18 protein-coding genes and 1 riboswitch are annotated in these 19,355 nt (G+C 48.0%); of the genes, 14 read left to right on the top strand and 4 right to left on the bottom strand.

The features are described from left to right. Positions 1-18: 18 nt before the first annotated feature. The 8 genes from VSQ62_RS31410 to tenA all read left to right on the top strand — a co-directional run bounded on the left by VSQ62_RS31410 (position 19) and on the right by tenA (position 7,925). Positions 19-906: an ABC transporter ATP-binding protein gene (locus tag VSQ62_RS31410; RefSeq protein WP_334638696.1), complete on the top strand. Its 888-nt coding sequence runs from the start codon at positions 19-21 to the stop codon at positions 904-906. Next, positions 875-1,528: an ABC-2 transporter permease gene (locus VSQ62_RS31405; RefSeq protein ID WP_334638695.1), complete on the top strand. Its 654-nt coding sequence runs from the start codon at positions 875-877 to the stop codon at positions 1,526-1,528. The genes VSQ62_RS31410 and VSQ62_RS31405 overlap by 32 nt, the downstream gene beginning before the upstream one ends. 748 nt (positions 1,529-2,276) lie before the next feature. Continuing rightward, a complete protein-coding gene (gene ltrA, locus VSQ62_RS31400; protein ID WP_004070134.1) occupies positions 2,277-3,575 on the top strand; it encodes a group II intron reverse transcriptase/maturase in 1,299 nt (432 codons plus the stop codon). Positions 3,576-3,835: 260 nt separating this feature from the next. After that, positions 3,836-3,941: riboswitch (TPP riboswitch) on the top strand. A gap of 303 nt (positions 3,942-4,244) precedes the next feature. After that, a complete protein-coding gene (gene thiM / locus VSQ62_RS31395) occupies positions 4,245-5,066 on the top strand; it encodes a hydroxyethylthiazole kinase (RefSeq protein ID WP_159757872.1) in 822 nt (273 codons plus the stop codon). Next, positions 5,053-5,694 (top strand): thiamine phosphate synthase, encoded by a 642-nt coding sequence (gene thiE, locus VSQ62_RS31390; protein ID WP_334638694.1) that lies wholly within the window; start codon positions 5,053-5,055, stop codon positions 5,692-5,694. The genes thiM and thiE overlap by 14 nt, the downstream gene beginning before the upstream one ends. Then, positions 5,691-6,350: an HAD family hydrolase gene (locus VSQ62_RS31385; protein WP_334638693.1), complete on the top strand. Its 660-nt coding sequence runs from the start codon at positions 5,691-5,693 to the stop codon at positions 6,348-6,350. Before thiE ends, VSQ62_RS31385 begins: the two co-directional genes overlap by 4 nt. 94 nt (positions 6,351-6,444) lie before the next feature. Next, positions 6,445-7,254 (top strand): bifunctional hydroxymethylpyrimidine kinase/phosphomethylpyrimidine kinase, encoded by an 810-nt coding sequence (gene thiD, locus VSQ62_RS31380; protein WP_300915554.1) that lies wholly within the window; start codon positions 6,445-6,447, stop codon positions 7,252-7,254. Beyond that, positions 7,251-7,925, top strand: coding sequence for a thiaminase II (tenA, locus tag VSQ62_RS31375; protein ID WP_334638692.1), 675 nt, complete (start codon positions 7,251-7,253; stop codon positions 7,923-7,925). The genes thiD and tenA overlap by 4 nt, the downstream gene beginning before the upstream one ends. A 4-nt stretch (positions 7,926-7,929) precedes the next feature. Here tenA and VSQ62_RS31370 read toward each other — a convergent pair whose 3' ends face one another. Genes VSQ62_RS31370 through VSQ62_RS31360 form a run of 3 tightly spaced genes read right to left on the bottom strand, consistent with a single transcriptional unit; the run spans position 7,930 to position 10,323 of the window. Beyond that, on the bottom strand, positions 7,930-8,337 hold the full coding sequence (locus VSQ62_RS31370) for a hypothetical protein (RefSeq protein ID WP_334638691.1): 408 nt from the start codon (positions 8,335-8,337) through the stop codon (positions 7,930-7,932). A gap of 26 nt (positions 8,338-8,363) precedes the next feature. After that, positions 8,364-9,650, bottom strand: coding sequence for a sensor histidine kinase (locus VSQ62_RS31365; RefSeq protein ID WP_159757860.1), 1,287 nt, complete (start codon positions 9,648-9,650; stop codon positions 8,364-8,366). Then, on the bottom strand, positions 9,640-10,323 hold the full coding sequence (locus tag VSQ62_RS31360) for a response regulator transcription factor (RefSeq protein ID WP_016220692.1): 684 nt from the start codon (positions 10,321-10,323) through the stop codon (positions 9,640-9,642). The genes VSQ62_RS31365 and VSQ62_RS31360 overlap by 11 nt, the downstream gene beginning before the upstream one ends. Before the next feature lie 267 nt (positions 10,324-10,590). Between VSQ62_RS31360 and VSQ62_RS31355 the strand changes: the two genes are divergently transcribed. The 6 genes from VSQ62_RS31355 to VSQ62_RS31330 all read left to right on the top strand — a co-directional run bounded on the left by VSQ62_RS31355 (position 10,591) and on the right by VSQ62_RS31330 (position 18,186). Further along, on the top strand, positions 10,591-11,136 hold the full coding sequence (locus tag VSQ62_RS31355) for a hypothetical protein (protein WP_300825761.1): 546 nt from the start codon (positions 10,591-10,593) through the stop codon (positions 11,134-11,136). Between the two features lie 375 nt (positions 11,137-11,511). Beyond that, positions 11,512-13,761 carry an ABC transporter substrate-binding protein gene (locus VSQ62_RS31350; protein WP_286082699.1) on the top strand — a complete coding sequence of 750 codons (2,250 nt, stop codon included), beginning with the start codon at positions 11,512-11,514 and terminating at the stop codon, positions 13,759-13,761. Beyond that, positions 13,703-14,638 carry a carbohydrate ABC transporter permease gene (locus tag VSQ62_RS31345; RefSeq protein ID WP_286082698.1) on the top strand — a complete coding sequence of 312 codons (936 nt, stop codon included), beginning with the start codon at positions 13,703-13,705 and terminating at the stop codon, positions 14,636-14,638. Before VSQ62_RS31350 ends, VSQ62_RS31345 begins: the two co-directional genes overlap by 59 nt. A gap of 52 nt (positions 14,639-14,690) precedes the next feature. Beyond that, positions 14,691-15,482 carry a carbohydrate ABC transporter permease gene (locus VSQ62_RS31340; protein WP_081643959.1) on the top strand — a complete coding sequence of 264 codons (792 nt, stop codon included), beginning with the start codon at positions 14,691-14,693 and terminating at the stop codon, positions 15,480-15,482. A 77-nt stretch (positions 15,483-15,559) separates the two neighbouring features. Continuing rightward, a complete protein-coding gene (locus VSQ62_RS31335; protein WP_016220687.1) occupies positions 15,560-16,963 on the top strand; it encodes an efflux RND transporter periplasmic adaptor subunit in 1,404 nt (467 codons plus the stop codon). Positions 16,964-16,971: 8 nt separating this feature from the next. Next, a complete protein-coding gene (locus VSQ62_RS31330) occupies positions 16,972-18,186 on the top strand; it encodes an ABC transporter permease (protein WP_334638689.1) in 1,215 nt (404 codons plus the stop codon). A gap of 213 nt (positions 18,187-18,399) precedes the next feature. Here the strand turns inward: VSQ62_RS31330 and VSQ62_RS31325 are convergent, their stop codons facing one another. Next, the gene (locus VSQ62_RS31325) at positions 18,400-19,317 is read right to left on the bottom strand and encodes a hypothetical protein (protein ID WP_334638688.1); all 918 of its coding nucleotides are present in this window, start codon (positions 19,315-19,317) and stop codon (positions 18,400-18,402) included. Between the last annotated feature and the right edge of the window lie 38 nt (positions 19,318-19,355).

Raw genomic sequence — 19,355 nt, 5'->3', positions numbered from 1 at the left:
GGATACGGAGGACAGATCATGGATGAAATATTGCAGATTAAGGATTTGACAAAGAAATATGGGGATTTTAAACTGGATCAGGTTTCCTTTTCAATTCCTAAAGGTTCCATTATGGGATTAATAGGAGAAAACGGAGCCGGAAAAAGCACAACAATCAACGCCATTCTGGGTCTTATAAAAAAAGATAAGGGAACAGTAAGATTCTGGGGGAAGGAACTTGATTCGACAATACAGATCAAAGAAAATATAGGCGTTGTATTTGATGGGATTAATTTTTACGAGACACTGACACCAGAAAAAGTTGGAAAAATTTGTGCTGCAGCATATAAGCAATGGGATAACCCTACATATCAGAATCTCCTGGAGCGTTTCAGTATTCCACAGATAAAAGAAATTAAAACCTTGTCCAAAGGGATGAAAATGAAATTGAGTATTGCTGCTGCATTGTCGCATCGGCCGAAGTTGTTAATTCTGGATGAGGCAACGAGCGGACTTGACCCGGTTATGCGGGATGATATTCTTGAGATATTTGCAGGATTTGTCAAAGAAGAGGGGCGTTCCATCTTGATGTCGTCGCATATTACTACAGATCTGGAAAAAGTGGCAGATTATATTACATTCATTCATCGTGGGAGGGTTATCTTCTCTAAGAGGAAAAGTGACCTGTACAATGGTTACGGGGTAATTCGATGTGAGTCAGGCTTGTTTGAGAAAGTTGATAAAGCAGATATCTTAGCGTGCCGGAAGGATGGGACCAGATGGAACATACTTGTTGGGGATAAGGAAAAGGCAAAAAGAAAATATAAAAATGCTATGGTAGATACAATATCGATAGAAGATATGCTTTTGATGTATGTAAAGGGGGAGCAGCCAAATGAAGAGTCTCATTATAAAAGATTTATATAATATTGGTCATAATGCAAAGTCGATGCTGTTAATCTTACTGGTGTTTGCTATTGGTTTGATTATGGCTTCGGGGGTGGAAAGCTATATTATTTCATCGGGAGTGTTATGCAGCATGATGATTGTAACAACGTTTACGTTTGATGATCATTGTAAATGGTTTAAATATGCTTTGGTCATGCCAATATGTAAAAAAGATATAGTTAAGGCCAAATTTATTGTTCTTATTATTTTCTGTATTGCCGGTATTTGCGTAGGAACCGTTTTTGGTGTGGCAGGGGGAGTGGCTATGCATAAGATGGCATTAAGTATGGAAGGGATAGTAACAATGCTTTTTATTGGATTTGTCGGACTCATCGTCTCGGTTATTTTCGGAAGTATGTCTATTCCATTGGTCTTTAAGTATGGTGCGGAAAAGGGGCGTATGCTTTTACTGATTTCATTTGCTGTTCCTTTGGGAATATGTTTTATGGTGTATGAAATATTAATGATGCTCGGTGTGAAAATCACGGATCAGCTTATTTTTACAATTTTATGTGCGTCTCCCTTGATTGCGGCGATCTGGATTTACACAATGTATAGAATAAGCTGCAGAATATTTTATAAGCAGGAAATAAACGGGTGATGAAAAGAGAATTTAAGAGAAGAAAATATATATTTATGCAAAATGTATCCAACCTTTTCTTTATGGAGTCAAAGTGGTACAGAATAGTCCGGTATGGTATGAGGAATCCATACGGATCAGAGGCTTTGCATGTTATACTTTAGATAGATGCAATATTTTAATTTTGGCAGACAGCTTATGCTGGATGTAGTTTGGAACAGAAATAACTTTGCTTTTTGGTGAAGTTTTTTTGTTTTATAGGGTGCGCCCAGCTAAGGGCTTGGAATTCGGTGGGTGAAAGTCCTACGGTGTAAGGTACAAGCTATACCGCACCAAGCGAGTCTTGGGTGGACAGCAGAGATGCTGTCTGCTAAGCGTAGACAGCGAGATTGCAGGGCATAACTGCACATAGCTTCGATATGAAAATGAAAGTGGGAAGGCAGAGGTGCTCCTATACACTGAAAGCAACACAACTGTAGTCACTAAGAGCGAGAATACAGTTGCTTCCCCGGAGTTTTGAGGTTGGTCATGCAATCAAGGATTTCAAGTCAACTGGAGGAGGTCTGTCTGGTTCCAGATGAGTTGCGTACATCAGGTATGCGGAACAACTGTCGAAGGGAGAACCGCAAATGGCCAGCAGAAGTCGGATGGCCGAATAGTACACGGTAAAACATACAGTGGAAGTCGAGAAATGCCTGTCCTCGCAGGCTAGCCATGCAAAGTCATATCAAAGAGGAAACATAGACTGTACGCAGAGACAGGAGGAGCTATGGAAACGAAATTGGCGAGAATATCACAACTATCAGGCGAACATCCAGACATGGTATTTACGTCCATAGGGCATTTGATAAATAAGGAATTATTAAAAGAGTGCCACAAGGAAATGGATGGAAAGAAAGCAGTAGGAACCGATGGGATAACCAAAGAGGAATACGGGGCAAGGCTGGAGGAAAATCTGGAAGAATTAGAGGAAAAGCTTAAGAAGAAAGCGTACAAGCCCAAGCCAGCAAAAAGAGTGGAGATACCGAAAGAAAACGGAAAGACACGGCCGCTCAGTATCTATTGCTATGAAGACAAACTGGTGCAGGAAGCATTGAGACGAGTACTGGAAGCAGTGTTCGAACCGCATTTCTATGATGAAATGATGGGATTCCGACCAGGGAGAAGTTGTCATAAGGCATTAAGAAAGCTGAACGGAATGCTGGAAAAAGAAAAGACAAACTGGGTACTGGATGCGGATGTAAAAGGATTTTTCGACCACTTGGACCATGAATGGATAATAAAGTTCATAGAATCAAGAATAAAAGACCCAAATATCATCAGGCTGGTACGCCGGATGTTAAAAGCCGGAATCATGGAAGATTACAGATATGAAGAGACAGAGGAAGGAGCCGGACAGGGTTCGGTCTGCTCACCAGTAATCGCAAACATATATATGCATTATGTACTGGTGTGGTGGTTCAAGGAGAAAATGCAGCCGATCATGAAAGGGTACGCAGGGCTGGTGGTATATGCGGATGATTTTGTAGTCTGCTTTCAATACAAAACAGACGCAGAGATGTTCTATGAATATTTAAAGCGCAGAATGATGCACTTTGGACTGGAAATGGAGGAGAAAAAGACGAGGCTGATAGAATTCGGCCGATTTGCAGAAAGGAACCGGAAAGAACGTGGAGACGGGAAACCGGAGACCTTTACATTCCTCGGATTCACGCATTACTGTTCGCATGGAAGAACGGGAAAGTTCAGAGTGAAGAGGAAGACCAGTAAGAAAAAACTAGCAAAGAAAAGCAAGGAAATAAATGCTACGATAAGAGATATGAGATTTCTACGTATAAACCAGATAGTAAAGAAGCTGAATGAAATCTTAACTGGTTACTATCATTACTACGGAATTACTGACAATTCAAGAAGCCTGAACTCATTCTATAATGTAGTATGGTTCAGGTTATTCTACTGGCTGAATAGAAGAAGCCAGAGAAGAAGCTATACAAAGGAAGGATATAAGGAATTGATGAGACAATTCCCACTCGTCCGACCACGTATCTATGTAAGTATATACGGATAGTTGTAGATGTATTAGCTTTGCAGGGAGCCGGATGCGGGAAAGCTGCACGTCCGGTTCTGAGAGGGGTAAGCCCCGTAAGGGACTTACCTACTTACCAGACAGGAAAGTTTTATATTGCATTGTGAGATTATAGAGAAAAGGAGGGCTTGTCTATTTCATGAAGCTGTCGCTTAAGATAGGCAGATAGGCTTCACATAAAATTCATTTTTCTTAAGACAGTCACTTGCAAAGCAATAAATGGAATGATATAATTCCTATAACAAAATAAACAGGGGAGCTTGTGTGACAGGCTGAGAGGAAGGTAGACCTTCGACCCTTGAACCTGATGCGGATAATGCCGCCGGAGGAAGTCGTGGAGATCGGTACTTTTTCAGGGGGCATGCTATGCAGATGTCTCCTGTTTTTTGTTGAGTTTTTGCAGCTAGTACAGCTTTGCATTAATTCTTGAGTAATAAGCACTCGCTATCCGCGCCATCTGCACGTCTCTTAACCTAGACGTAGCCCGCTACGCCGTCGGTTAAGAGACGCACAGATGACACGAATATCGAGCACTATTACTTCAAGATTAATGCAAAGTTGTACTTGGCAGACGATATCGGCCTGCCATCAACCGGGAAAGCGCCGCCATGCAGGGATGTTTTTTCTCATTTTACAAAGGAGTATCATACTATGTTTGAACAGATTTTTGAAAATGTACGGGGGAAGTCACCCCTGGTTCATTGTATCACCAACTATGTCACCGTCAACGACTGTGCCAATATGCTGCTGGCCTGCGGCGGCTCACCCATTATGGCAGATGACCCGGAGGATGCCGTGGAAATCACCGGCATCTGCAAAGGGCTGGCTATCAACATCGGCACACTGAATCAGCGCACCATCCCGGTTATGCTTGCTGCCGGGAAGCGTGCCAACGAGCTGAGGCATCCTGTGGTGCTGGATCCGGTGGGAGCTGGGGCCTCCGCGCTGCGGACGGATACGGCACTTCGGCTGCTTGAGGAGCTAAAGCTTACGGTAATCCGGGGCAACATCTCGGAGATGAAGACGCTGGCTTACGGCAGCGGCACCACCAAAGGGGTGGATGCCGACGTGGCGGACAGGGTGACAGAAGACAATCTGGACGGGGCGGTATCCTTTGCCAGGGAACTGGCCCGGCGCACCGGGGCGGTTATTGCTGTCACCGGAGCCATTGATATCGTGGCGGACAAAGAGCGGGCATTCTGTATCCGCAACGGCCATCCGGAGATGTCTTCTATTACCGGGACCGGCTGCCAGCTTTCCATCCTGACGGCGGCCTTTGTCACCGCCAACCCGGAGCATCCCCTTGAGGCGGCAGCCGCAGCCGTGTGCGCCATGGGTCTGTGCGGGGAGATTGCCCACAGGCGTATGACCGAACTGGACGGCAACGCTTCCTATCGGAACTATATCATCGACGCCATGTACCGCCTGACTCCTGCAAGGTTGGAGAAAGGAGCAAATTATGAAGTGCGATAAACGCTATATGCTGCTCTATGCCGTTACTGACCGGGCCTGGTCAGGGGAACAGACGCTCTATGAGCAGGTGGAGGCGGCATTGAAGGGCGGTGTGACTTGTGTGCAGCTGCGGGAGAAAGAGATGGATGAGACGGCGTTTCTTCAGGAGGCCAAAGATATCTGTGCCCTGTGCCACCGGTATGGCGTGCCGTTCATTGTGAATGACAATGTGGACGTCGCCATCGCCTGCCAGGCGGACGGTATCCATGTGGGCCAGGAGGACATGGCGGCGGGCGAGGTTCGCCGCCGGGTGGGGGACGCTATGCTCCTGGGTGTCTCTGTCCATACGGTGGAAGAAGCACGACGGGCTGTTCGGAACGGTGCGGACTATCTGGGTCTGGGGGCGGTGTTCCCCACAAGCACGAAGACAGATGTGGATCAGATGACGAATGAGACCTTACGCGCCATCTGCGATGCGGTTGACGTGCCCGTTGTGGCCATCGGAGGCATTAACCGGGGCAACCTTCTTAAGCTGTCCGGCAGCGGTGTGGACGGTGTGGCCCTGGTATCAGCCATTTTTTCGGCGGAGGATATTGAGGATACCTGCCGAAAGCTTCGCCTGTTGGCAGAGGGGATGGTGAGGGCATGAGGATTCGCGGCGCGATTTTTGATGCGGACGGCACGCTGTTGGACTCCATGTTTATCTGGGACACCATCGGAGAGACTTATCTGCGCTCTATCGGATATGAGCCGAAAGAGAATCTGAACGAGGTGTTTAAGAATATGAGCCTGCGCCAGGCGGCCCGCTACTATCAGACCGAGTATGGCGTGAAGCTTGGTATTGATGAGATCATGGATGGGGTCAACGCCATGTTGGAGCGGTATTACTGTTTTGAGGTTCCGCTGAAACCGGGGGTGGAGGAGCTGCTTAAGCGGTTTAGGGCAAGCGGCGTCAAGCTGTGTATCGCCACTGCCACTGACCGGTATCTGGTGGAGGCCGCTCTGAAGCGGTGCAAAGCGCTGTCTTATTTTGGCGAGATTTTCACCTGCAATGAAGTGGGACACGGCAAGGATGAGCCGGATATCTTTGAGGCGGCGCTTCGCTTCCTGGGAACAGAAAAGTCAGAGACGGTTGTGTTTGATGACGCGCTCTATGCCATCAAAGCGGCGAAAGAAGCCGGGTTCCCTGTGGCGGCGGTCTGTGACAGCCATGAAAAGAATCAGGAAGAAATCCGCGTTCTGTCCGATGTATACCTGAAAGACTTGGCGCAGCTGGATAAACTTCAGAAGCTCCTTCCGGTTTAAGGAATTTACTTCCTGACATCCGAAAGCTTCAAGCGGCGGATCGGGGGCACCACTTTCCGTCGCTTAATAAAAATAATGCAAAGGAGAGATAGCAATGAGAACAGTATTATCAATCGCTGGGACAGACCCTAGCGGAGGCGCCGGGATTCAGGCCGATCTGAAAACGATGACCATGAACGGTGTTTTCGCCATGAGCGCCATTACGGCGCTGGTAGCGCAGAATACCACCGGTGTAAGAGAAATTGTAGAGATGACGCCCGATTTTCTCGGACAGCAGATTGACGCGGTATTTGAGGACATCCCGCCCGATGCGGTGAAGATCGGTATGGTGGCCTCCTGCGGACTGATTGAGAAGATTGCCAAGCGGCTGCGCTTCTATCAGGCGGGGAACGTTGTGGTGGACCCGGTAATGGTGGCTACCAGCGGCGACCGGCTGATTTCCGAAGTGGCGGTGGATACACTGAAAACCTGCCTGCTCCCCCTGGCGGCTGTGGCTACGCCCAATATCCCGGAGGCAGAGATCCTGTCTGGCATGGCCATTCAAAGCCAGGAGGATATTGAAGCCGCGGCCAGACAGATCAGCGGCGCCTATGGATGCGCGGTCCTGCTCAAGGGCGGGCACAACATCAACGACGCCAATGACTACCTCTATGCGGATGGCGCGGGGACATGGTTCTACGGAACTCACATTGATAATTCCAATACCCATGGAACCGGCTGTACGTTGTCCAGCGCCATAGCGGCAAATCTGGCCAAGGGATTTGACCTGCCCACATCCATCCGGCGGTCCAAAGAATACATCTCCGGCGCGCTTAATGCCATGCTGAACCTGGGGAAGGGCCGAGGACCCATGCAGCACAATTTCAATCTGACCGGTGAATACGCAAAGGAGGCAGAGTCATGAAAACAACCATAAAGACAACAGAACGGCTTTTATCCGCAACAAAAGACATTTGGGCGGCTTACAATGAGAATCCCTTTGTGAAGGGTATCCAGGACGGTACTTTGGAGCAGGCGAAGTTTAAGTATTACATCATTCAGGATTACCTTTATCTGGAGGAGTATGCCAAGGTGTTCGCCCTGGGCATTGCCAAGGCAAAAAGCCCCGAAACCATTCAGCTTTTCTCCAGGTATGTGACCCTGCTGACCGAGGGAGAGATGGATATCCATCGGGGCTATATGGGTAAGTTCTCAGTTTCACGGGAGGAACTGGAGGCAACGCCCCGGTCGCTGGACAATCTTTCCTATACGTCCTATATGCTCCGGGTGGCTTATGAAGAGGGGGAGGCGGAGATTCTGGCCGCTATCCTGTCCTGTGCCTACAGCTATGAGGTGATTGCCAAAAAGATTGTAGAGAACAATCCGTTGGCACAGGATCATCCATTCTACGGCGATTGGGTCAGAGGCTACGCTGATCCCCATTACGGCGAAGCGAACGTCCTGCTGCTGGAAATGACAGACCGGCTGACCCTGCACTATACCGAACAGCAAGTGCGGCATCTGGAAGATATTTTTGTGGCCTGTTCCCGCTACGAGCTGGCTTTCTGGGAGATGGCCTGGAACATGAGCAAATAGGGCGCTAATTGTTGTGATAATGGAGCTTGCCGCTGTCTGTCTCTATAAACCGGATGTCATATATTTCCCCTAGTTGTGCGGGATAGGATTCCATAATTTCACCGTTATACTGGATGCTGATGATATCCCCAACCTTTGGAGTGGGGGATTTTGGCATATATTCTATAGGAATTGAAATGCGGTCAGAGGATGATAATTCAGCAGAGCCCTCTACAGGTTCGACCAGTAAGGAATGCTCGTCGGCTTCTATAATGGCAGCCGAAAAAGAAGCCGAATGCTTTTTGTCATCCGCTGAAGCTGCAGGATTACTGCTGTCTTCCTTTAAGTTTCTGGAAAAGAGTATAAATACGGTAAGGCATATTATGGCGGCTGCGGTTATTATCCAGAATGTAGGTTTTTTGTAGTATGGCATGTGTTTGATCCTCCTGTCATTTTTGATTATATCTGCAAATAGAAAGTACTTCCGCCACCGTCTGTATCCTGCACGCCAAGCTTTAATCCCTGGATTTTTGCAAGGGTAATGGCAATGGACAGGCCAAGTCCGAAATGGTCTTTTTTATTTCGGGATTTATCACTTTTATAAAAGCGGTCGAAGATAAATTCTTTTTCCTCGTCAGGGATTCCGGGGCCATGGTCCACGACGAAAACCAGTGTATGGGGATGGCAGTGTTCAGCCCTAAGAAGGATTTTTCTTGAAGGCCGCGTCAGAGAATATGCGATGGCGTTATCGAGCAGGATGGTCAAAATCTGTCGGCATAGTTCGGGGTCTGCTGATACTGGCGGAAGCGGCTCCTCCGGCAGGCGTAACTGCAGGGTTCCGTTTTTGGACAGGCAGAGCGGTTCGTAAAGCTCCAAAAGGCTTAGGAGGAGATCGTCTATTTCAAATTTCCGTTTTCTTACAGCCCATTCCCTCTGTTCGGCAGAAGCAAGGAGCAGAAGATTTTTAATCAGGGCGCTTCCCCTGCGGCATTCGTTTTTAATAACAGAAAGCAGACGGGTATCCTCTGCTGAATGGGAAGAGACTGCATCTGCGGTCATTTGGATGACTGCAATCGGAGAACGAAGCTCATGGGAGGCTGCGGCTACAAAATCCTGCTGCTTTTGGTATGTTTCTTCCAGAGGGCGCAGGGAACGGCGGACGAACCAGCGGCCGCTCAGAAAGAGGAGCAGGATTCCAAACAGGTCGATAAATAAATAGAAACATCCGGTTTTCAGGGATTTCTTCCTGCTGTCAGAGATGTCCTGCAGCAGGGTGAGCTTCTTATATCCGGCAGGGGTCTGGAGGACAAGGATATTCCCAAGATAGACATCCCGGCTGTCTCCATGGATTTGAAATATGGAGGTCTGCAACATGTTTGAGGAGATAGGGTAGGAATCTGTGAAAATGCCTTCCTTGTCCGCGGCTTTTTCTGCATATGAAAGAAGAATCTCCCGTCTCGTATCCGGTCTGTATGAACCAGGAAAGAAAAGGGGCGAGTTGTTTTCTTCTATATGAATGATGAGCTGGTTTTTCTCCTCCATCTGTGCCAGAAACAGATCCGTAAAGTGGGAATTACCCTGAAGCTGGAACATCAGAGTAAAAAGATGTTTTTGGAACAGTGATTCCTGGCGGTTTTCCTGTGAGGTAAAGTAGAAAAGAAATGTTATGGACAGGATAAAAGTTATGATCAGCCCGGTACTTAAGGTATAAAGAAAAACTAATTTTCTCTGTAGTTTAGGAAACATTGCCGTCCTCCAATCGGTATCCCATGCCATGTACTGTGGCAATATTTGCGCAGCTCCCTAAAGAGCGCAGGTGTTTTCTGAGGAAATAAATATATGTATCAAGATTGCCGTCTTCTACGGCGCTTTCCGAACCCCAGACACGCAGGAAGATCTGTTCCCTTGTCAGGGTCTTTCCCGGATTGCGTAAGAAGAATTCCATGAGGAGAGCCTTTTGTTTGGAAAGGCGTTGCTCTTTTTCGTTGCAGGTCAGAATCCTGGCCTCCATATCGAACTGGATATCCAGAAAGGATAGACAGGTCTGGTCTGAAAATGCAAGGGGCCTTCTGGAGAGGGCGCGGATACGCGCAAGGAGCTCCTCTATGGCGTAGGGTTTTACCAGATAGTCGTCTGCCCCGCAGTCCAGGCCGGCAATCCGGTCGTCTACAGAACTCAGTGCAGTTGTCAGGATGATGGGTATGCTGATGTGATTCTGGCGGATGGCTTTCAGGATGGCCAGTCCGTCGAGCTCCGGCAGCATGCGGTCCAAAAGAATTAGGTCGTAAGCGCCGGACATGGCAAGATAGATCGCCTCACTTCCGGCGTGGCAGCAGTCAACAGTATGTTTTTTGGCAGAAAGCTGTAATTTTAAGGCGCTGCATAATTCTCTGTCGTCTTCTACAATTAAAATACGCATCTTTCATACTCCTTACGTTGAATCATATAAATCACAATGCGATTCTATCATCAGGGCAGACTGCGGACAATAACCTCGTTCTCTTTTGCAAAATGAAGGGCCGTTTTTGTATTTTATAAATCTTTTCATGTTTGGTGGGAGGGGATGGGGCGAGGATAAAAGATTGGATTTTAATTTCACAAAAATTTTAGCAGCTTTAGAGTTTTTTTAGAGAATGGATTGGTAGGATATATATGACAAATATTTTAGAAAGGCAGGATTTTAGAGATGGCAAATGAAGGAAAGAACAGAAACCGAAGATTATGCGTCATGGCAGTTGCAGCCTTTTTGGCGTTGTTGCTTGTAGCATGCGGAAGCGGAAAAGAAGACAGTACGAAGGATACAGATACACAGGGAGCTTCAAAACCGGAAAAGAAGACGGAAGATACACAGGCAGGGCAGACGCCGGACAGCGACAATCCAGAGATAGCCGGGGAGACGGAAAGCACAGGCACACCGATAAACGGACTGTCAGTAGAAATAGGAGAAGTTTTAGAAGGCTCTTTTACGGGAAAGGAGATTCAGACAGACGACCAGGGAGATGCGGGGCAGGTTGCGGTGCTTGACCCGGAGGAAGCGAAACAGTTGGAGATTGTATTTACAGAACAGACCACCTTCACGGTGCGCTCATCTACGGATATGGGGGCAACGCATACAGATACACCGGGCAGCAGCAGTGATTTGGCAAGCGGTAGGCAGACAGAAGTATCAGGTACGAGGGATGGCGATACCATACATGCTTCTTCCGTAATGATTATGGATTTTGGTAATTGAGCAGATGAGCTGTTTTATATTGGCAGGATGGACTGGATGTACATAATATGAGATGGTAATAAAAAGGGCTCGCCGGGAAACAAATCATTTTCCGGCAGGGCCCTTTTTAGCATCCTCTTGGTTACAGGGGAGAAATCGAGGCAGATGTGGAGGAACCAGAGTCAGGGGCGGTGGTGAATGTAAAATGCTGTGAGATGATGGAAACCTCAAAAAAACCTTAACAAAGGGCGGAAAAGTAGTTTTGTTCTTGGAAGTCTTTTTGAGGAAAAATGTGTATAGTGGTAGATAGCATTTATGACCTGCCTGCTTTCAGCAAGCTGGCGTGCAGCTGTTCATAAACTGCGCATTATGTATGTATGAAGGGAGATTATGTGAATGAAAATGGGAAGGCATGGAAGATACGTAAAGCGTACGGCGGCATTTTTGTTATCTGCCGTATTGGCAGCAGGTTTATTATCCGGCTGCGGCAAGGGAAAAACGGAAGAACAGAATAAAGAGAATACTTCTGTGAAGGGCCGTTATGTGGAGAATGATATGGAACTGCCGATACAGGAGGGGGAGAAGATCCTGAACATGGCAAAGTCAAAGGATGGAAACCCGGTTCTATTTTCAGAGGCAGAAGATACGAAGGTATTCCGTTATGAATATAAGGAAGGGAACTGGGAACAGACCCCGCTGGACTGGATTGGCCAGCTTTACGGAGGGCAGAACCTCCGCCTGCAGGAGATACAGGAAACAAAAGAGGGGGCACAGATTGCAAGAAGTACGGACGAAGAGATGCTTACGCATATTGCAAAAAGTGAGGACGGACAGACAGGTGCTGAGCAGTCCATTCCTTATCTTAGCCAGCAGGGCGATAACGGATACCCTGCGGTGACCAATCTTCAGGTTGACGGGGCAGGGAACTACTGGCTGAGTGACATGTACCAGTCAAAAGTGGTAGTGATCGACGCATCTTCGATGGAGGTCATGCAGGAGCTTAACAGTGTAGAAGGCAGTTCCAGTGAGCAGAGGATGCTTTTTGCGGCGGAAAACGGGGATATGGCAGCAAATACGGAGGATGGCGTGGTTACGGTCTATGATTCCGGGGCAGCAGAGAAGGGCACGATGAAGATTGACCAGCAGGAAGGGATCATGATGTGCGGTAATGAAGAAAACTGGTACATCATTTCCGGAGAAGGTATCATGCGGATGGTATTGGGCAATGAGGTTGGAGAAGTAATCTTGGATGGCACGATGGCGTCAATGGGATCTTCTTTGAACCGTATAGCGGGATTCATAAAAGGGCAGGAGGATGATTTCTATGTCCTCTACAGCCAGCCAAAAGCGTCAACGTGGAGCCTTATGCATTATGTGTATGACGCCGAGGCAATGGCGGTTCCCGAGAATACGCTGAGGGTATTCGGCCTTTCGGAAAATGCGACGGTAGAGGATGCGCTTCTCGGATTCCAGAAGGCACATCCGGATGTTAAAGTAGAATTCCTGACTTCGGGGAAAGAGGAAGGGATTACCATGGACGATATCCGTACCCTGAACACAGAGCTGCTTGGAGGAAACGGGGCGGATGTACTTCTGTTAGACGGCCTCTCGGCAGAGTCGTATATTGAGAAAGGAATCCTGGCTGACCTGACAGACCTGGCAGATGAGCTGACAGCGCAGGAGACGTACCTGGAATCCATATTGAAAAGCACAGCGCAGAAGGACGGAAAGATATACGGAATGCCGGTGAAATTCAGCATGCCGGTTATATACGGAGATGAAAATACAAAGGCAGCGCTGTCATCCCTTGACAGCCTGAAATCCTACTTGGAAGAGCATCCCCAGGCAAGCATATTTGGAATTGCGCAGAGGGATTATATCCGTGATTTCTTATTTCAGATGTATCAGGATGAGGTTATTAATAAGGACGGCAAGGTTGACCAGGAGAAGCTGGCAGATCTGCTGGAGATAGAAGTTAAGATTGCGGCAAATGCGCGGGCGGAGATATTCGACGAGGACGGGTCGGCCCAGATGGATATGGGAACGGCGGCAAAGATTTTCCAGCAGGATATGTTCAGCAACGGAGGAAGCGCAGCCATTATCAACCATCCGGACAGCGTCGCCACCAGTAAGATTGCAAGCGTGACGGATATGATGACCCCGTATACGCTTATGCGTCAGATGAGTCTTTCACCGGATACACTGGATGGGCTTTATATACCGAAAGGTATCATAGGAATTAATAAAGACACAAAGCAGAAGGACATCGCAGAGGAATTTGTGAAGTATCTGTTTTCGCCGGAAGTACAGGGCAAGCCAGTAGGAGACGGATTGTCGGTATTGGAATCCGGAATGGGAATCCTCAAGGAGGAGCTGGCAAGTGAATATGCAACAGGGCTTGTGACCATGTCAAGCTGGAAGTTTGAAGGTGAGGAAGAGATTGTGCTGGATGTAAGCTACCCGACAGAAGAGGAGGTCGATGGCCTGATTGCCATTTGCCGCACATTAGAGAAGCCGGCTACACAGGACTGTGTCATCTGGAATATTTATCAGACAGAGGCAGATGAATGTCTGGGAGGAAATGTTGATGCAAAAACGGCAGCAAAAAACATCGCACAGAAAGTGGATACGTACCTTGCGGAATAAAAAGAGATCGGAAAGACAAGGAAGGGATGTCAGGAACGGATACCTGTTCCTGCTCCCAAGCCTCCTGGGGACGGGGGGCTTCGTGCTCATTCCATTTATGGATGTTGTCAAAAGGTCTTTTCAGCAGGCAGTAGGCAGCGGATTTGTGGGCATGGAAAACTACCGGATGGTGGTGGAGAATGAGGCGTTTCGCTTGGCATCAGGGAATACGGCGAGATTCATGGCGGTCTGCCTTCCCCTGCTTCTGGTCCTGTCGCTTGGCACAGCGGTTTTAGTAGGCCATGTGACAAAGTTCCAGAGATGGATGAAGACAGGGTTCCTTCTTCCGATGGCGATTCCGGCGGCATCTGTAGTGGTTTTCTTTCAGATGGTATTTGATGAAAAGGGATGGCTTGGGCAGCTTGTAGGAATATTCGGGATTACTGGACGTGACTGGCTTGCGTCTGACTCGGCGTTCTGGATACTGGTTGCCTGTTATATATGGAAGAATCTTGGCTATGACATGATACTCTGGCTCGCGGGGCTTGGCGCGATTCCAGAGGAGCAGTATGAGGCGGCAAGGGTACAGGGGGCGGGAGAATGGGCCTGTTTCTGGTATATTACCCTGCCGCAGTTAAAAGAAACAACATTTGTAACGGGGCTCCTTTCGTTTGTAAACGCATTCCGGGTATTCCGGGAGGCGTATCTGCTGGCGGGAGACTATCCCCATGAGAGTATTTATATGCTGCAGCATCTTTTCAACAACTGGTTTGTGAATCTGGATATTCAGAAGATGACGGCGGCGGCTGTGATGTTAGTCATTCTGACAGGAGGGATACTGGGTGCGGAAGAATGGTGGAAAAATCATACAAAGAAAATCGAAGAGCGGAGGATATAAAGTGCTGGTGCAGTGGGCTCTTAGGGTGTTCCTTCTGATTGTCCTTGCGGTTATGGTATTTCCGCTCTTTATGCTTACTGCAAATTCTCTGATGGGAAGACAGGAACTTCTGGAAACATGCGGCGCGGTGCTTGCAGATTATGGGGAAAGTGCAAAACTGCGTGTTTTCCCCATGTACCCGACATTGCGCGCGTATGTCCGCCTTTTGCTGGATTCGCCGGAGTATTTTACCGCTTTCTGGAATTCCATGATACAGACCATCCTGGTGCTGGCAGGGCAGCTCCTTGCAGCGGTGCCTGCGGCATGGGCATTTGCCCAGTTCCGTTTTCCGGGGAAAAAGGTGCTGTGGTTTCTTTATATGCTTCTGATGATCCTGCCGTTTCAGGTAACAATGGTATCTGGGTATCTGGTCCTGAATACGATGGACTTAATGGACACCCGTGCGGCGGTGATCCTGCCGGGTATTTTCTCCACACTGCCGGTATTTATCCTGCAGAAGACCTTTGCAGGTATTCCGAAGGAACTGCTGGAGGCGGCAAAGATTGACGGCGCCGGGGACTTAAGGATATTTGTATCTATGGGCATACCGCTGGGGATGCCAGGTATTTTCTCTATCCTGATACTGGGATTTCTGGAATACTGGAATACAATCGAACAGCCAATGACATACCTTAAGACAGAGGCGCTGTGGCCCCTGTCGCTTTATCTGCCGCAGATGGTAAATACGGAGATTGCGGCAGCTTTTGCGGCATCCATCATAACACTGCTTCCGGCGCTGCTTTTGTTCTTCTATGGCCAGGACAGCCTGGAACAGGGGATTGTGGCATCCGGGGTGAAGGCTTAACCACTTTTTACAGGGATATGTATGGGTTCGCTTGTCTGTCAACGAGACAAGACACTAATTATGGAAGGATTGACGAAGTGGACAGGAAAAAAAAGATAAATCAAAAATGGATGATTCGGATTATTGCCGGATTTCTGATCATTATGGCGGCCGGCGGGGTTATTTCCAGAGCGGCAGCCTCTATGCTGGTAGCTCAGGTGGGAGTAGAGAAGGTGGGACGGGGAAAGCTGTCTTATTCTTACGATGGGAACGGTACTGTGGTGACGGTACAGCAGGACCAGTTATTTTTATGGCCTGAACAGCAGGTGGAATGGGTGGCAGATCCGGGAAGCACGGTAAAAGCGGGGGAGCGTCTGGTTCAATTCCGTAAGGAGTATCTGCAGCAGTCAATTGATAAGAAACAGGCTGAACTGAACCAGTTAGAATTGCAGGTATCACAGCAGCAGGTGTCTGCCAGGGAACCGGCGAGGGTTCCGGCAACGACAGGGGCAGGACAGACGCTTTCCGAGGCGCAGCTTGGGCTTCAGACGGCCCAGCAGAAAGCGGCGGAGGCGGAGGCAGCCTACAACCAGTTTATTAATTCGCCTGTACCGGATGGGGAAGAGGACGACGTTGCTGCGAAGAAGCAGGAGCTGGAAGCAGCACTTCAGGAAGCGAATGCAGAAGTACAGACAGCCCAGCAGGCCGTAAACCAGGCACAGAATGCTTATGAACTGGCAAGACAGGAGGATGCGGCCCAGAATACGAATGCAGCAAATGCAGCCCAGGCGGCGCTTTTGGGAGCCGAAGCAGCGCAGGTGCAGGTTGAACAGGCCAGAAAGGAGCTGGAACGGCTTTTGTCCTATCAGGCGGCAGACGGTAAGATCTGCGCAGTTTTAGATTGTACCGTATTGCAGGTTGGTGTGCAGGCCGGCGCGGTGACTACAGGCTCGGAAATCTTTGTGACTGGGAGCGGCGGTTTCCAGCTAAAGGGCATGGTCAAGGCAGAAGATAAAGAAAAATTAAAGGTCGGCGCCGAAGTGGGAGTCCAGCTTGCAGCAGGGAAGAAAAAAACCGTAAAGATTGAATCCATAGGAATGGAGACGGGAGAAATAGCAGAGGGAGGCAGCGGGGACGATGCGGCAGGCCAAGGCGCTTCTTCTATGCAGACATTCTGGCGAGCGCCGCTTCCGGAGAATACAAATGTGGGAGGCGGGGAACAGTTTACCTGGAGTATTGAGACCTCATCAGAAAAAGAGTATGACCAGATTATACCGCTTAGCGCACTGCGGGAAGATGCAAATGAAGCGTACTGTCTGGTTCTTTCCGAGGAAGACCGTATGCTTGGCACGCTGCAGACTGCAAAGCGCGTTCCGGTTACTGTGTTAGAGAAAGATGCGAAAAGTGCGGCAATCACTTCCACGCTTACGAACACGGATCAGGTGATTGTATCATCTGAAAAGTATGTGGTAGAAGGAGACCGGGTAAGGCTGAAAGAGTAAAAACGGATATGCGGATGATAATTATCTATGAAAGTGATAAGAATGGGATCAATGCATTTTGTATGGAAACAGGCATAGGTGAGAGAATGAAAATAAGATGGCAGAAAATCAGAATCCTGGTGCTGATGCTGGTATTTGTCATGGTAAATATCTGGATCATAAACGGGCTTTTGCGGTTAAAGGAACAGGCAGACATGATGTCCTTATCTTATCCGGCAGGGGCAGTGACAGAAACGGCTTTTGAGCAATGGAAAAAAAGTGAAAACAGTGAGATTTTTTCAGAAGGGGCAGTCTGGAAAGCATGCGGGGATTTCAAGGTGTTGTCCGAGGATACCGGGCACGACCAGAAAGTATCCTGCTATCAGATGAAGGGGCAGCCGGCCGCCGTCTTTGGGAAGGAGCTGGCTGACGGAAGGTATTTTAAGGAAGGAGAAAAGAATGTCTGTCTGCTTGACCAGGATACGGTCCGGCAGTTGTTTGGCTCGGATAGTGTGCTGGGGTTGGAAGTCAGAATGGATGAAAAGAACTGGCAGATTGCCGGAGTGCTGAAAGGGAGTGCTCCTATCTGTGTGATTCCGGCAGAGGAAGGAGAAGTATTTGACGGGATTACGGTACGCAAAAAAGAGGAGGACCAGTCTGTAAATCAGGCGGTCAGTATCATTGAAGCGCTATTTGGAAGCACTGACGGCCAGCAGATAGACGGCCAGCTGTATTATGTTCTGGATAGTCTGCTGTATTTTATGATTCTGGCAGTTTCCCTGATTGTGATTGGAATTGCGGCTTCGAGGAAAACCCGTAAGAAGCCAAAAGAGATGGAGAATGAAAAAGCGGGGGAACAGATGGGTGCTAAAGCGTCGGAGATCGGCAGACGGTGTATCCTGCCGTGCTGTCTGGCGGCAGCGCTTGTGATAATGATAGCGGGAGTAAATGCGGCGAATCCGGGAAGCGATTACCTGCCTACCTACTGGTCGGATTTTGAATTTTTCAGCAGGCTTTTTAAGGATAAGGCAGAGCAGATACAAAGTCTTGCCGTTCATCAGGAGTTTTTTGTCTGGCAGAAGATGTTTGGCCTTTGGCGGAGGGTTATTCTGGCGGAGGTTCTTGCAGGGGTATTGATACTGCTGGTCTGTATGGATTTCCTTTTGCACCTGCGGGTTCGCAGGAAGAAAAAGGGGAGAGGCTGGATACAGCTAAAACCTATCCTGAAAAATCATTTGAGATAGCACTCAGGGCCAGTTTTTTCTCTTCCATTTCGGCCAATGAAATTTTTTCAGAAGGGACAGTCTGGAAAGCATGCAGGGATTTCAAGGTGTTGTCCGAGGATACCGGGCACGGCCAGAAAGTATCCTGCTATTAGATGAAGGGACAGCCGGCCGCCGTCTTTGGGAAGGAACTGGCTGTCGAAAGGTATTTTACGGAAGGAGAAAAGAATGTCTTTACACTGTTTGAAGTCCTGCAAGATGCTCTACTTCTGAAACACTAAGACCTGTATCCTCCGCTATTTCTTCAACCGTCTGTTTTCCTCTTTTCAGCAATTTAAGCGCTGTTCTCTTTTTTGTTTCATTTTCAGCTTCATTTTTTAATCTTCTTGCATTTGTTTCAATCAATGCTCCGCTCATTATATCACCTACGCCTTTCTGCACATTCTCATATTTCTGTGCAATCTCTTTAATCACATCACTGGAAAGTTCTATAATTGTCCGTTTATCAAATGCCCCGATTACTTCCTGCTGTTCCAGCCTGTCAAGCCTTTCCAAGATAACCTGATACTCTGCTTTCAGTTTTTCCAATTTCTGATCATTACTATTATACTCCGGAAAGCTGTTCTCATGTGAAAAAATATAGAACGGAATTAACATCAGCAGACGTTTATCAAAAATATCATCAAGCGAATATTTCTGTACTTTCATAATCGGTATGTCATACCGAACCGTTCCTCCCGGTGTAACAATTACATATTTCATTTTGTCCGGTGTTTTTTGGTAAGTCCGAAGATACAGAACCGCAGTATTGGGGAATGTCACTGTCAGCGTTTCCTCCGTAACCTCGCCCTCATCAAGCGCTATCTGCGCATCATACTCAAAAAGCCTTATGGTGATTCTTCTGTCCGGCAGGCTGCTTTCGCACTCAACATGGTATTTCTTTGGTATCTTCCCGAAAACCGTAAAATTTGTGTCCGTAATCCGCTCTTTGTCCGCTTCGTCCTGCTGGTCTAAAAAATGTTCATTGGGGAAAAAACGGATTTCTTCGTCTCCCGTATATGTTTCGTCGAAAATTTCATTGATTACGGGTATAATCAGCTTCCGGCAGTCATTTAATATTGTCCGGAATGCCCCGTCATATATATTTGCCATATCTTGTTTCCTTCCTTTTTGTGTCTTTATCATATCAT

It is taken from the genome of Sporofaciens sp. JLR.KK001, from assembly GCF_036941055.1.
Taxonomy (GTDB): Bacteria; Bacillota; Clostridia; order Lachnospirales; family Lachnospiraceae; genus Sporofaciens.
The sequence above is the reverse complement of the archived record's forward strand: the minus strand, read 5'-3'. Positions and strand labels throughout refer to the sequence as shown.